Source organism: Marinobacter sp. NP-4(2019), assembly GCF_003994855.1.
In the GTDB taxonomy this organism is placed as follows: domain Bacteria; phylum Pseudomonadota; class Gammaproteobacteria; order Pseudomonadales; family Oleiphilaceae; genus Marinobacter.
This window is the reverse complement of sequence record NZ_CP034142.1, coordinates 1,334,893-1,347,559: the sequence shown is the minus strand read 5'-3', so window position 1 is coordinate 1,347,559 and position 12,667 is coordinate 1,334,893. Positions and strand designations below refer to the sequence as shown.

Below are 12,667 nucleotides of genomic sequence, written 5' to 3'. Positions count from 1 at the left end.
CATCAAAGGACGAGACAAGTCGTCATTAGTCGGAAAACAGGTCCTTTACGGGAAACAACCCCTCATACTCCGGCGCCTGTTTCTGGGCCTTGGCCTGGAAGGTCTTCATCATGTCGCCGGGGCGGAACATCCCTGCCTGCCATGTCGCCATGTACTTCAGACTGTCTTCCACGCTGTGATCGCGGCTGTAGTTCAGCATTTCCTTGCAGCCTGTCACCGCCAGGGGTGAGTTGGCTGCTATCTGCCGGGCCACGGCCATAACACCCTCCAGCATGGCGTCCTGACTGTCATACACTGCGTTTACGAATCCCAGTGACCTGGCCTCCTGTGCGTATAGCTTGCGACCGGTGTAAGCCAGTTCCCGCACCACTCCCTGGGGCATCAGTTTGGGGAGGCGTTGTAGTGTCCCCACATCGGCTGTCATACCCAGTTCGGTTTCCTTGATGGTGAAGTAGGCATCGTCGGTGCAGTAACGGCTATCCGCCGCACAAATAAGGTCGAGTGCACCACCAATGCAGCCTCCGTGAACAGCGGCCAGCACCGGCAGGCGAACTTTCTCGAGAGAAGTCAGCGTATCCTGCAACTGAAGCACCACGCGGCGCAGGTTCTCCGCCATGCGCCCCGGGTCACCGCTCATCGGCACGGATTTGGGATCACTGAATACGCCCAGATCCATACCTGCGGAGAAGTGCTTACCGGTTGAGGAAATCACAATCACCCGCGCGTCCGAGTTGGCCTCAATATCCAGCATGCACTGAGGCAGTTCCAGCCAGAATGCCTTATTCATGGTGTTCAGTGCTTCGGGGCGACTGAACTGCACATGGGCAATGTAATCGGACACCTCAACGGAAAAACTCTGGTAGGTCGCAAGTTCTGACACGCGGCACTCCTTTTATCGGGATCGGATTCAGGTCTGAGGCAGATTAAACCATGTTGTCGCGCCATTCACCCATCTTTGAACTCCCGGTCACACCCTACTCCGACTCGCCGGGCGGCATGACCACCCATTCGGGGTCCTCGAACTCACCCAGCGGCCGGATTTCCACAAATGGGGCCGCACTGCGGATAATGTCGGTGATTCTGGGGTCTTTGTCGGATTCCATTGCATCCCGCGCCGCCTTGCTTTCCCAGGTCGCGATGGCGATCAGCGTATCGGGATCACCAATCTTCCGATGCAACTCCGTCCCCCTGGCGCCGGGAGCCTGCTGGATCAACTCACTGGCCCGTACCCAGGCATCCGCATAGTCCTCAGCGGTATAGCCCTCCTTAATACGAACTTCAAAGATATACTTCATACAGCCCCCTTGGTTTATGCCTATAAGAAATAGCTTTGCATTCCGCCCGCGCTGGGGTACAGTGAATCCCGTTGGAAAGATAGAGCAAAGCATTTCATCAATAAGACGCATCTCTGTTGTAATAAGTAGTGCATCGTCCTGTTTTTGACCACGCCAGTCTTCTGTTTCCGCACACCGCTGATCAGCCATCATGTCGATGATTGACGGCACATAAAATGATTGAATTCAGGATAGTTAAATATGTCTACTGTTACCGGTACTGTTAAGTTCTTCAACGAAGCAAAAGGCTTTGGCTTTATTACTCGTGAAGGCGGCCCGGACGTTTTTGTTCACTACAGCGCCATTCAGGGCGGCGGCTTCAAGACTCTGGCAGAAGGCCAGCAGGTTGAGTTCACCGTCACTCAGGGCCAGAAAGGTCCTCAGGCGGAAAACGTGACTGGTCTGTAATTAACAGCCAACGCACAGAAAAAGGCAGCTTCGGCTGCCTTTTTTCGTTATTCGGCGCCGCTTCCGAGCGCGATATCCGATTACCAGGGCAATAACTCCCCGTTGCTGTGCCAGAACGAGCCGGAGTTCTCCAGATTCAGTTCCTCAATTCTCACGGCCAGGCCTTTTGCCGATTCAGCCGGCGTGATCAGCCCACCGAAATTCACCATACGGGTTTTGACATAGCCCGGGTGTAACTGGGCCACAGCAATGCCTTTTGGTTGCAGGTCCACGGCCAGGGATTTACCAAAGGCGTTCAACGCAGCCTTTGATGCACGATAACCGTAGCGGCCACCGGAATCGTTGTCGGCGATCGAGCCCATGCGGCTGGTTATATTGGCAATCTTGCCACCATAGGGAATCTGATTCATCAGCGCCTCCGCCACACGTAGCGGTGCATAGGCATTGATTTCCATCTGTGTGCGAATGGAATCAAAGTCGATGTTGCCCAGCTTCTCGTCCTGTAACAGACCGGCATTATTGATCAGCAGGTCAATGGTCTGGCCGCTCAGTTCGCTCACCAGCTTCCGGACGCCCTCTTCCGAGGTGACATCCACGCCCTCGATGACCTTGGTAGCCGCCTCCTGTAATTCCGCGGAAGCCTCACGGCATACCCCAATCACCTGGCAGCCCTTACCGGCGTAATGTCGAGCCAGTTCAAGGCCAATACCACGATTGGCCCCGGTGATAACAACCGTCTGATTCTCTGGCATACTCTGTTCCTCCTGCAGATTCATGGGTGTGTCCGGGTCCGATAGTATGGCACCGCGCAAGCAGGCAGGCCAAAATGACCGGACTCAAACGACAACAATAAACAGCACCAGCATAAGGCGTATCCTGTGACCAAAACCACTTTCCGAATTGTCATCTTTGGCGCCGGCAGCGTTGGCTGTTATCTGGGCGGCCGACTGCTGTCCGCCGATGCCGATGTCATCATGGTTGGCCGACCCGGAATGCAGGAAAGGCTGCAAACCAATCCTCTGGTGGTCACCGACTACAAGGGTTTCAACTTTCGCAGCCAGATTGCCGAAAACCGGTACGTGTGCTCTGCCGAGGCCGCCAAGGAGGCGGACCTGGTTCTGGTCACGGTGAAATCCGCAGCGACTTCAGAAGCGGGCAAACAGCTCGCCCCCTGGGTGCCGACCGGCGTGCCGGTAATCAGCCTGCAGAACGGCATCTCCAACGCATCCCAGCTTCGCGAGGCGATGCCGGAAGCGACTGTGTTGGCGGGCATGGTGCCATTCAATGTGTTACAGCAGCAGCCGGGGCATTTTCATCAGGGTACCGAAGGCCATCTGATGGCGGAACTGCACCCATCGCTCAACCCCGCCCTGCCCTGGTTTGAGAAAGCGGGATTACCCCTGAAACCGAGGACCGACATCGAATCGGTTATGTGGTCCAAACTACTACTGAACCTGAATAATCCGATCAACGCACTGTCAGGTGTTCCCTTGCTGGAGGAACTTTCGCAGCGGGACTATCGCCGCTGCCTTGCTCTCGCGCAACGTGAAACACTGCAACTTCTGAAGGCCGCCGGCATCCCCACCGTCAAACTGACCAGCCTGCCGATGAACCTGATTCCACCACTGATGTCGACGCCGGACTGGCTGTTTACCCGGCTGGCCAAACAGATGCTGACCATCGATCCCGTCGCCCGCTCCTCGATGTGGGAGGACCTTCAGGCCGGACGACCGACGGAGATAGACTGGATCAATGGTGAGGTGGTGAAACTGGCGAAACGGCTGGGTAAGGACGCACCGGTCAACCGCAAGCTGGTGGAATTGATGCATGAACGTGAGCAGAAACCTGCAACCTGGAGCGCAGGGCAACTATTGAATGCGCTGAGAGCGGTCCGGTGAGTTCTCCACGGTCAGTGGACGGAACATACGCCGATATTCCCCGGGAGTTAGCCCGGTCAGTCGTTTGAACAGCCTCCTGAAAAAGGAAACGTCCTCATATCCGGCCTCCAGGCTCACCGCTTCCACCGAAAGATCCCCCTGTTCCAGGGCCCGTTTTGCCTGTTCAATTCGAAGATTCTGCAGGTACCCCATAATCGACACCCCGGTCGCCGCCTTGAACCGTCGCTTGATCGTTCTCTCAGGCAGACCAGAGGCCCTGACCATCCGGGTCACCGCGTTCGCATCCCGATAATTTTCCCGCAGCCACTCCTCACAACGACGCACAGCCGAATCGGCGTGGTGGGTGCGGCGTACCAGGCCGGTAAAGGGTAACTGGCCTTCACCATGCCACTTCAGAAGGTAAACCTTCGCAATGCGCATGGCCTCACCAATGCCGACATAGCGGGCAATGATATGCAACGCCAAGTCGTGCCACGATGTGGTACCACCGGCGGTCACCAGACGACCACCGGGATGGGCGTAAACCAGGTTGGCTTCCGGCCGGAAACGCACCTTCGGATAACGGGTCCGGAACAGCTCCTGATAGCCCCAATGGGATGTCGCCTCACAGTGGTCCAGCAATCCGCTCTCTGCGAGCAGAACCGAGCCCGAACACGCCGAGTAGACCGTCGCACCCTCACGATACTTGCGGTTAATCCAGGCCATCAGGACATCGTACCGGCCGCCGATATCCTCATCCGGTCCAAGCCAGATTTCCGGCAGAATCAATACATCCAGCGGCGGATCCTCATCGATGGCGCACTCCGGCTCCACCGGAATGCCGTGACCACAATGAAACGGCGAACGGGTTACCGAGACTATCCCCACATCGAAGGGCCGGAATGGCACGCTGTCGCCCACAAGGGTCTGCCAGAGAGTGCCCGTTGCCATCAGCACATCCACCATGCCGTACAACGCCGAGCCCGCCGTTTCCGGCAAAGCCAGAATCAGGACCCGGGTAACCTTCGGCTGGTTCAGTACCATGATTTTTGGCCCCTGTGTGAGTTCGTGGCACAAACACCCTCTTTTTGTCAAAAATCCATCTGATCAATTGTGCTGTCAAGCCTTAATTTATCCATGGGCGCCTGGAAAGACGCCCCCGGAGTTCCCGGCAACCAATGACGATGAGAAAGGTAAAGACAGATGAATACCCAGGTAAATATCCATAGCCGTAACGGCCTTGACCTGATCCAGATGGGCCAGACCGTAGAAGCCCTGAAGAAAAATCCCGCCCTCGCCCAGTTCGAGTTCCGGGCCAATAACCAGTGGATCAACGGCGGAGAAAACCGTTCAACCATCCGCGGATTCTACGGCGCGGGCGCCGAGGATGAATCCCGTTCTGCGGACTTCACATTCACCAATGGCGAGCCTCCGGTATTGCTGGGCAACAACGAAGGCGCCAATCCCGTCGAGTTCCTGCTGCACGCACTCGCCGGCTGCGTGACCACCACCACGGTGTTGCACGCCGCCGCCCGCGGAATCACCATTCACAAGCTGTCCACCCGTTTATCCGGCAATATCAACCTGGAGGGACTGCTGGCCCTGAATGACGAAGCGACAGTGGGCTACGAAAGCATTCGGATCCTTATGGATATCGAGGCGGACTGCAGCGACGAAGAACTGGACGATCTGCTGTCGTTCGCCAAGGGTCACTCACCGGTATGCAATACCGTGTGCCGGCCGGTGCCGGTCACCCTCGAACGCGTCTGAGGCCTGTGCGGGGCGGGTCTGTCCCGCCCCGCCTCTGGCTGCCCCGGTGGAATTGTGTATGATGAGTTGTGCCCTTTCACGCCACCGCAGGAAACGGAATGTCATCAGCGCTGATCTATGCCGTCTTTGCCGTATTACTGATCGCCCTGAGCATTTTCTACCTGTTTTTCTACCGGCAATGGCGCCGCCAACGGGAACTGCAACAACCCTTTCCGGACCGGTGGCGACGGCTACTGAAGACCCAGGTGCCGTTATACTGCAAGCTCCCCCGCTCATTGCAACAACAGCTTGAACAACGGGTACAGCTGTTCCTCGCGGAAAAATCCTTCTACGGCTGTGACGGTTTCCGTATGGATGATACGGTCCGGCTCACCATTGCCGGCCACGCCTGCCTGCTGATACTGGCCCGCGACTATACCGATTTCGACGACATCCGTAGCATTCTGGTTTATCCCGACGCCTACCACGTGAGGGGTGAGGAGAACGATGGCATGGTGGTGAGTGTCAGTAACGAAATTCGTGCTGGCGAAGCCTCCAGCCGTGGCCAGGTGGTACTGGCCTGGTCGGAATGCGAGGAAGGCGCGGTCAACCCACACGGTGAGCACAATGTGATTCTCCATGAATTCGCGCACCAGCTGGACTACCTTGATGGCACCGCCGATGGTGCACCACCGCTCAGCGGCGAACAGGCCAGGCACTGGCAGAAAACCATGACCCGCGCCTACGAACACCTGCGGCACTCACTCCGGCACCACCAGCACAGCTGGCTTGATCCGTATGGTGCGACCGAGCCCGCAGAATTCTTCGCAGTATTGACGGAAACCTTCTTCCAGCAGCCACAACACCTGAGCGACGAGCAACCCGATGTGTATCAGGCCCTCTGCGGCTTCTACCGCTTTGATCCGCTCAGGGATGTGTCCGATGATCAGGCTTCGCCTGTTACAGGCCACCCGAAAACTTCTCACTGAGGAAGTCCACCAGCGCCCTGACTTTGGGTGCGACAAACTTGCGGGTGGGATAGATGGCGTAAATGCCCAACTCCGTGGAACGGTACTGCGGCATCACTTCCACCAGCGATCCGGCCGCCAGGTCTGCGCCCACCAGGAAGTCCGGTTGCAGGATAATGCCCTGATGGCTGAGTGCCACGGCACGACAGGTATCGCCGTTGTTGGTATTCAGCCAGGGTCGGATACGGACGGACACGGCGCCATCCGGCCCCTCGAATTGCCAGTCATGACGCGTGGCCAGATTGCTGTAGGCGATGATGCTGTGCTCCGCCAACTCCGAGGGGTGCTCCGGCGTGCCGTGGGTCGCCAGGTAGTGCGGCGAGGCACACAACAGTATGCGGGTGGAGGCCAGCCGGCGACTGATCAGCGTGGAACTGGGCAAGCTGGCGATACGAATAGCCAGGTCAAACCCTTCCTCGACAATATCCACAATCCGGTCGGCCAGGCCGATCTCCAACTGGACATCCGGATGCCGCTGATGAAACTCACCCCACAGCGGCCCGAGATGGCCAATGCCAAAACTCACCGGCACATTGATTCTCAGCAGGCCACGGGCATTTCCGCTGCGGGAGTCCAGCTCTGCCTCAGCTTCTTCCACACCCGCCAGCAGTTCCCTGCAACGAAAATAGAATACCTCCCCCTCATCCGTCAGTGACAGCCGACGGGTGGTACGATGAAGCAGCCTCACGCCCAGTCGCGTCTCCAGGTCGTTTACATACCGGGATGCCGCTGCTTTGGACACCCCCATCACCTCGGCTGCCCCGACAAAGCTCTTGGCATCCACCACAGATACGAAGGTCTGCATCTCCAGTAACTTGTCCATTGTTTCATTTCCCGAGACAGTTAATATCAGTTCCCCATGTTTATCCCATTTAGCATGACCAGTAAAGTTCACTCCATGGTTTAGCAACGAACCCACACAGGAGAGAACACAATGAGCACTCAATTGATCAATCGCGTTTTTGCAACCAACTCAAGCTGGGCAGCCCTGGCACTGAGGATCCCCGTCGGCATCATCTTTGTGGCCCACGGCGCCCAGAAACTGTTTGGCTGGTTTGGCGGCTACGGCCTGGAAGGCACCGGCCAGTGGATGGATTCCATCGGCCTCAGCCCCGGTTACCTGATGGCCCTGATGGCCGGTGGCGCGGAATTCTTCGGCGGCCTGGCACTGATCATCGGCCTGCTGGTGCGGCCCGCCAGTGCAGTCCTGGCCTTCGCCATGCTGATCGCGATCTTCAGCGTGCATATCGGCAACGGCCTGTTCATGAGCAACAATGGCTATGAGTTCGGACTTGCACTGCTGGCCGTGTCTGTATCGCTGGTCTTCAGCGGCGGTGGCCGGGCCTCCGTGGACACCCTGCTTGCCCGACAGTAAGACCGGACGAAACCATCATCCCGCGCCGAAAGGAGTGTGACATGAAGACATTGCCAAGCCTGTTCGTCTCTCACGGCGCGCCCACCTTTGCACTGGACCCTGGCCGCGCCGGCCAGGGTCTGGCCGCATTGGGGCGCACGCTGAGTCGGACAAAGGCCATACTCGTGGTGTCTCCCCACTGGATGACGCCCGATGTTCAGGTCAGCACTGCTATCCGGCCGGAGACCATCCACGATTTCGGGGGATTTGATCCCACCCTTTACGACATCCTGTACCCGGCTGCTGGCGCACCCCGGATCGCCAGTCGCGCCCTGGAACTGCTGTCACAGGCAGGCTGGCCGGCAACCGCCAACCAGCACCAGGGACTCGACCACGGCGCCTGGGTCCCCTTGCTGCACCTGTTCCCAAAAGCCGATGTACCGGTATTTCAGGTGTCCATGCCGATGGACCTGGATGCGGAGGCGGCCTTTGGGCTTGGTCGGGCACTGGCACCGCTTGCTGACGAAGGCGTACTGATCATCGGCTCGGGCAGTCTGACCCACAACCTCTATGAATTCCGCAACAGGCACGATGACGGCGAGTCCTACGCCATCGAGTTTTCCCAATGGATCCGACGCGCCGTTCTGGACGGGGATCATCACCGGCTCGTGCACGCTCTGGACCTGGCTCCCCACGCCCGACGCGCGCACCCGACCACGGAACACTTTTTACCGCTGCTGGTGGCGCTGGGCGCGGCAAACTCTGCCAACGAGGCGCGCGTTATCGAAGGCGGCATCCAGCACGGTGTACTGGCGATGGACTCCTTTGTGTTCGGATAGCAGAAGCCTGTCGCGGGACTAGAATCGGAAACTGATAGCCAGCCGGTTCCAGCAGTTAATTTGCAGGATGACGGCGGTCAGGTTCACTAACTCCGCTTCAGTGAAGTGATCACTGACTTCCCGATAAACCTGATCGCCGACCGGTTTGTGTGAGATGTCTGTCAGGACCTCGGCCCATGCCAGGGCAGCGCGTTCCCTGACAGAAAATTCCGACGCCTCGCGCCAGGCTGATAACACATCGAGCCGCGACTGCTGTTCTCCGTCCCTGCGGGCTTCATCACTGTGCATTCGCAGGCAGAACACACAACCGTTGAGCTGTGAAACCCGCACATTAATCAGATGAATCAACGATGGATCAAGACTGCCTGCGGCGTCCTTCCCTAACTCAAGCAAGGCCCTGGGGACGGTCGGCTGGAGTGTGTAAACCCGATCTCTGGACAGTCGTTCGGTGGCGTGTTGCATTGTGTGGCTCCTCTGACAATGAATTCCAGGGAACACACTAATGGGCCGCACTCACGGGGACTTGTATATCTGCGACAATTTTCGTGCCCGGTACTGGCCCGGCGTTTGATGGGTCACACGGGAAAACTCGCGGACAAAGTGAGGATGGTCAAAATAGTCACAAGCCTGGGCGATATGACTCAGCGACAGGTCCGGCCTGTTCCTCAACATACCGCGGGCCATCTTCACCCGCAGGATTCTGGAAAGCTGCCCCGGCGACAAACCCGTTTCCAGGCGACAGGCCCGCTCAAGCTTGCGGCGCTGAATACCACGCCCGCTCAATATATCCCTGAGTACCCGGGGTGCTCCGGGAAATGGTCAAGCCACGGCTGGATAATGGCTGGCTGTTGTTCCGCTGCCTTTGCCCGGATCAGAAAGAATCGATCCAGTGCGGCAAAGGACTGCATCGGGAAAAAACGACCGTTCCACTGATCGGAGAGTTCCTGAAGCGCAGGGTGATCCCGCGCACCCAGCGGGTATTCGAGATCGTCTGCCGGTATCCCCAATAGAGCAAATACCCCACCGGGCCGAAACCTGACAGACAAGCGCTGTCGGGGATCGGGAACGTTTGTCTGGCGTAGCTGATGGCTGCTGTTCAGGCGCATATCAACGACCTCGCCATGAAGCAGTGACAAGGACAGGGTCGTTCCGCCATCCGGGTACAGGTTAAAAACCTTATCTTCGATTGAGCCGGTGACCCGGTGGGTACTGTAGTACAGCTCAATCCACGGCTTTAGCCACGGATGTGGTATGCCCATCCGGAAATGGAGATCCGACAGGTCGGCTTGTCGGATCCCTATTGGCTCGCGGAACAGTTGGTCCATTGTTCAATCCACCATCCCTCACGCCTCATCCGTCATTAGTCACCCACCGAATAAGACAGAATCCGGGACAGATGGCTATACGGCAACCCCGTCTCCCGATGCCAGTCAGTAAATGCCTGCTGCGCCTGGACCAGAGCTTTCTTGCTTCCTGGCGTTGCGTCCAGAAGCCCCTCCCGTCGCAGCCCGGCGACCACGTCCGGTGACAGGATAAAGCCGTCCCAGCCGACCCGGCGCAGGAAGTACTGTGCGGTGTTACCCCCCAAACGAGTGCCATTGCGCTTGAGCCACAGTAACAAGCCCACCTGGTCCTCAGAGGGCCAGTTACCCAGGAACGCCCCGAAACTGCCATGGTCACGGGCGGCATCCACAATCATCCGGGCATTCTCCGGCACCGTGCGGATTTTCTGCATGTTCCGCACAATGCGCTCATCCTGCGCCAGGTCCTCCAGAACTTCGGGTGGTACCTGCTGCCAATAGAGCGGCACAAAGCCCTGGAATGCCGCCTCGAAGCCCGGCCATTTGTTCTCAATCACCCGCCAGACGAAACCTGCCTTGAACACACAGCGGGTAATCTCGGACAAATAGCGATCGTCGGCCATCGCTTGCAATTCGCCGGACCCGGCCACCTTGGGCAGGAGCGAGCGTAATGCGACCTCCCCTCCCTTGCGGGCAGCCGCCTGGTCGTAAATTCTGGAAAAAGACATGGGGTATTTTCCGGGATTCAGGTTGTCGAGCTTGAGTGTTCTGGTTCACTATAATAGAAACAGACCTCATCCGGGAGGTAAGCATATGCCAGTCACAGGTTGGATCATTCTCCTTCTCGCCCTGGCCCTGATCCTCGGCAGCCTGTTCCTGTTACGCGACAGCGCTAACTCGATGCACATCTCCGAGGAAAAGATGAAAAAGATCCAGGAGCGGAAAGCAGAAGTCGAAGCAGAGGAAAGTGCTGAAGACAGGGAAAACTGGCCCTGACAGTCACACCGTCAGTTGTGCTTGTGCCCCTCCATGTCCATTTTCTCTTGTATCATCGGTTTACTATCGCCATCCAGCGGCTGAACATTTAACTCAACGTCCATATCCTCTGCCCCCTCAAACGTCACCGTCAGCGGAATGCTCTCTCCTTCCTTTAGCGGGCCGTTGAGCTTTTCCAGCATCAGGTGGTAACCGTGGGGCTTGAGTTCAACGGTTTCGCCGGCGGGTATGATCAGGCCATTTTCCAGTGGCCGCATGCTCATTACGCCGTCGGTCATGCGACTTTCATGGATGGATACGCCATTGGCTCTGGGGGTGACGGCACGGGTAAACGTGATATCGCTGGTTCCGTTGTTGGTAATCGCCATATACCCAACGCCCATGGGCGTGCCCGGGGGTGTGGGACGGCTCCAGGGATGGTCTATTGTGACGTCCCCCTGGGTGTATTTATGGGCCATGGCAGGTGTGGTCATCAGGGCACTGCAAGCCAGCAACAGGGTACCGGCCAAATGGGTGGTTCTTTTCATGGTGTCTCGCATCGGTAGAGGTTTTGAATCAATAACGGTTATACGGCCTGAAAGTGTTGCTTTCATTTTGCCGAAAGGCAAGTGTCGGGTGAGATGTCTCATCACCTCGGGGCTGATCGGGCTCAGGGCTGCTGCAGTGCTTCCACCAGTGCTCCCAGAAAGCGGGCGGCCTCACCGCCCGTAGCCGCCCGATGATCAAAGGTGATGGACAGCGGCAGGGTGCGACGAATAGTCACATTCCCTTTATAGGGCACCACCTTATTGCGGATGGTACCGGAGCCCACAATGGCCACCTGGGGTGGAGTTACGACGGGATTTGCATACTGACCGGTCATGGTGCCGAAGTTGGAGAGGGTAATGGTCGCACCCTGCATCTCCTTCGGCGGAATCTTGCGGGTGGCAACCGCTTCACGCAGATTTTCCAGGCCCTTGCGCAGGTCTTTCAGGGAACGGTGGTTCACGTCCCTCAGTACCGGCACAAACAGGCCCTCCTGCGTATCCACGGCAATGCCCACGTGCACTTCACTCAGCAGGCGCCGGCTGAGATTGTCGCCATCAAACCAGCAGTTCATCGCCGGCGACGCCTCACAAGCGGTGGCGATCGCCTGCACCAGGCGCATGGTGATATCGGTACCCTTTTCCCAGTCACCAATATCGACATCTTCGTAGATAGACACCGGTACGACCTGGGCATGGGACAGGGCCATGTTTTTGGCCATGGTTCGACGGGTACCGCGCAGCGGCTCGGCCTCCCCCAACTGTTTCTGGTGGCTGGCCTGTCGGTGCACATCGTCGTTGGTAATCAGGCCACCCGGACCACTGCCCTTGATCCGCTCCAGGCTAACCCCCAACCGCTCCGCCAACGCCCGAACGCCGGGAGTCGCACGATGGGACCGGGCACGCTTGCTGGACGGCGCGGCGCCAACGATGAACTGATCCTGTCCGGCGCCTGGCTCGGCCTTTTTCAGCTCCCCCACTACGGTTCCACTGTCATCCCCTTCGCCCTCATAGGCCAGCAGCGGTTCGCCGGTGTGAATGATGTCGCCAGGCTCACCAAACAGTTTGGCGATGACGCCCGCTTCCGGAGACGGCACTTCCACGATGGCCTTGGCGGTTTCGACGCTGACCAGGACCTGATCCACCGCCACCGTGTCTCCGACCTTCACATGCCATTCAACGATTTCGGCTTCGGGGAGGCCTTCGCCTAAGTCCGGAAGTTTGAAGTTTTTCATGGGGCTTCAGCTCCGTTGGGCT

Annotated in this window: 18 protein-coding genes; 7 read left to right on the top strand and 11 right to left on the bottom strand. The window is 58.0% G+C overall.

Annotated features, from left to right (window positions below):
• Positions 1–25 precede the first annotated feature (25 nt).
• Together EHN06_RS06165 and EHN06_RS06160 are read right to left on the bottom strand one after the other, a co-directional pair.
• Entirely contained in the window at positions 26–880 is an 855-nt protein-coding gene (locus EHN06_RS06165; protein WP_127331143.1) for a crotonase/enoyl-CoA hydratase family protein, read from the bottom strand.
• A gap of 94 nt (positions 881–974) precedes the next feature.
• The gene (locus tag EHN06_RS06160) at positions 975–1,295 is read right to left on the bottom strand and encodes an antibiotic biosynthesis monooxygenase family protein (RefSeq protein WP_127331141.1); all 321 of its coding nucleotides are present in this window, start codon (positions 1,293–1,295) and stop codon (positions 975–977) included.
• 240 nt (positions 1,296–1,535) lie between these two features.
• On the opposite strand from EHN06_RS06160, the gene EHN06_RS06155 reads away from it, so the two are divergent.
• Entirely contained in the window at positions 1,536–1,742 is a 207-nt protein-coding gene (locus tag EHN06_RS06155) for a cold-shock protein (RefSeq protein ID WP_012138714.1), read from the top strand.
• 80 nt (positions 1,743–1,822) lie between these two features.
• Here EHN06_RS06155 and EHN06_RS06150 read toward each other — a convergent pair whose 3' ends face one another.
• Entirely contained in the window at positions 1,823–2,494 is a 672-nt protein-coding gene (locus EHN06_RS06150) for an SDR family oxidoreductase (protein ID WP_127331139.1), read from the bottom strand.
• A gap of 126 nt (positions 2,495–2,620) precedes the next feature.
• Between EHN06_RS06150 and EHN06_RS06145 the strand changes: the two genes are divergently transcribed.
• The gene (locus tag EHN06_RS06145) at positions 2,621–3,640 is read left to right on the top strand and encodes a 2-dehydropantoate 2-reductase (protein WP_127331137.1); all 1,020 of its coding nucleotides are present in this window, start codon (positions 2,621–2,623) and stop codon (positions 3,638–3,640) included.
• On the opposite strand, the gene EHN06_RS06140 is transcribed toward EHN06_RS06145, so the two are convergent.
• Positions 3,611–4,663, bottom strand: a complete 1,053-nt coding sequence (locus EHN06_RS06140) for a GlxA family transcriptional regulator (RefSeq protein ID WP_127331135.1) — start codon at positions 4,661–4,663, stop codon at positions 3,611–3,613. The genes EHN06_RS06145 and EHN06_RS06140 overlap by 30 nt on opposite strands.
• A 159-nt stretch (positions 4,664–4,822) precedes the next feature.
• On the opposite strand from EHN06_RS06140, the gene EHN06_RS06135 reads away from it, so the two are divergent.
• The gene (locus EHN06_RS06135) at positions 4,823–5,389 is read left to right on the top strand and encodes an OsmC family protein (protein WP_127331133.1); all 567 of its coding nucleotides are present in this window, start codon (positions 4,823–4,825) and stop codon (positions 5,387–5,389) included.
• A 98-nt stretch (positions 5,390–5,487) separates the two neighbouring features.
• On the top strand, positions 5,488–6,357 hold the full coding sequence (locus EHN06_RS06130) for a zinc-dependent peptidase (protein ID WP_127331131.1): 870 nt from the start codon (positions 5,488–5,490) through the stop codon (positions 6,355–6,357).
• On the opposite strand, the gene EHN06_RS06125 is transcribed toward EHN06_RS06130, so the two are convergent.
• On the bottom strand, positions 6,329–7,219 hold the full coding sequence (locus EHN06_RS06125; protein ID WP_127331129.1) for a LysR family transcriptional regulator: 891 nt from the start codon (positions 7,217–7,219) through the stop codon (positions 6,329–6,331). The genes EHN06_RS06130 and EHN06_RS06125 overlap by 29 nt on opposite strands.
• Positions 7,220–7,330: 111 nt before the next feature.
• Here EHN06_RS06125 and EHN06_RS06120 point away from each other — a divergent pair, with 111 nt between their 5' ends.
• Positions 7,331–7,771, top strand: a complete 441-nt coding sequence (locus EHN06_RS06120; protein ID WP_127331127.1) for a DoxX family protein — start codon at positions 7,331–7,333, stop codon at positions 7,769–7,771.
• Between the two features lie 41 nt (positions 7,772–7,812).
• A complete protein-coding gene (locus tag EHN06_RS06115) occupies positions 7,813–8,589 on the top strand; it encodes a dioxygenase (RefSeq protein ID WP_127331125.1) in 777 nt (258 codons plus the stop codon).
• 18 nt (positions 8,590–8,607) lie between these two features.
• Here EHN06_RS06115 and EHN06_RS06110 read toward each other — a convergent pair whose 3' ends face one another.
• Genes EHN06_RS06110 through EHN06_RS06095 form a run of 4 tightly spaced genes read right to left on the bottom strand, consistent with a single transcriptional unit; the run spans position 8,608 to position 10,618 of the window.
• Positions 8,608–9,051, bottom strand: coding sequence for a carboxymuconolactone decarboxylase family protein (locus EHN06_RS06110; RefSeq protein WP_127331123.1), 444 nt, complete (start codon positions 9,049–9,051; stop codon positions 8,608–8,610).
• A 51-nt stretch (positions 9,052–9,102) separates the two neighbouring features.
• A complete protein-coding gene (locus tag EHN06_RS06105; protein ID WP_164735585.1) occupies positions 9,103–9,372 on the bottom strand; it encodes a helix-turn-helix domain-containing protein in 270 nt (89 codons plus the stop codon).
• Positions 9,369–9,914, bottom strand: a complete 546-nt coding sequence (locus EHN06_RS06100) for a hypothetical protein (RefSeq protein ID WP_127331119.1) — start codon at positions 9,912–9,914, stop codon at positions 9,369–9,371. Before EHN06_RS06100 ends, EHN06_RS06105 begins: the two co-directional genes overlap by 4 nt.
• Before the next feature lie 35 nt (positions 9,915–9,949).
• The gene (locus tag EHN06_RS06095) at positions 9,950–10,618 is read right to left on the bottom strand and encodes a DNA-3-methyladenine glycosylase I (RefSeq protein ID WP_127331117.1); all 669 of its coding nucleotides are present in this window, start codon (positions 10,616–10,618) and stop codon (positions 9,950–9,952) included.
• Positions 10,619–10,703: 85 nt separating this feature from the next.
• Here EHN06_RS06095 and EHN06_RS06090 point away from each other — a divergent pair, with 85 nt between their 5' ends.
• Positions 10,704–10,886, top strand: coding sequence for a DUF2897 family protein (locus tag EHN06_RS06090; protein ID WP_127331115.1), 183 nt, complete (start codon positions 10,704–10,706; stop codon positions 10,884–10,886).
• Between the two features lie 11 nt (positions 10,887–10,897).
• Here EHN06_RS06090 and EHN06_RS06085 read toward each other — a convergent pair whose 3' ends face one another.
• Complete coding sequence (locus tag EHN06_RS06085; RefSeq protein ID WP_127331113.1) at positions 10,898–11,413, bottom strand: copper chaperone PCu(A)C; 516 nt, start codon at positions 11,411–11,413, stop codon at positions 10,898–10,900.
• A gap of 122 nt (positions 11,414–11,535) precedes the next feature.
• Entirely contained in the window at positions 11,536–12,645 is a 1,110-nt protein-coding gene (locus tag EHN06_RS06080; RefSeq protein WP_127331111.1) for a dihydrolipoamide acetyltransferase family protein, read from the bottom strand.
• Positions 12,646–12,667: the final 22 nt, after the last annotated feature.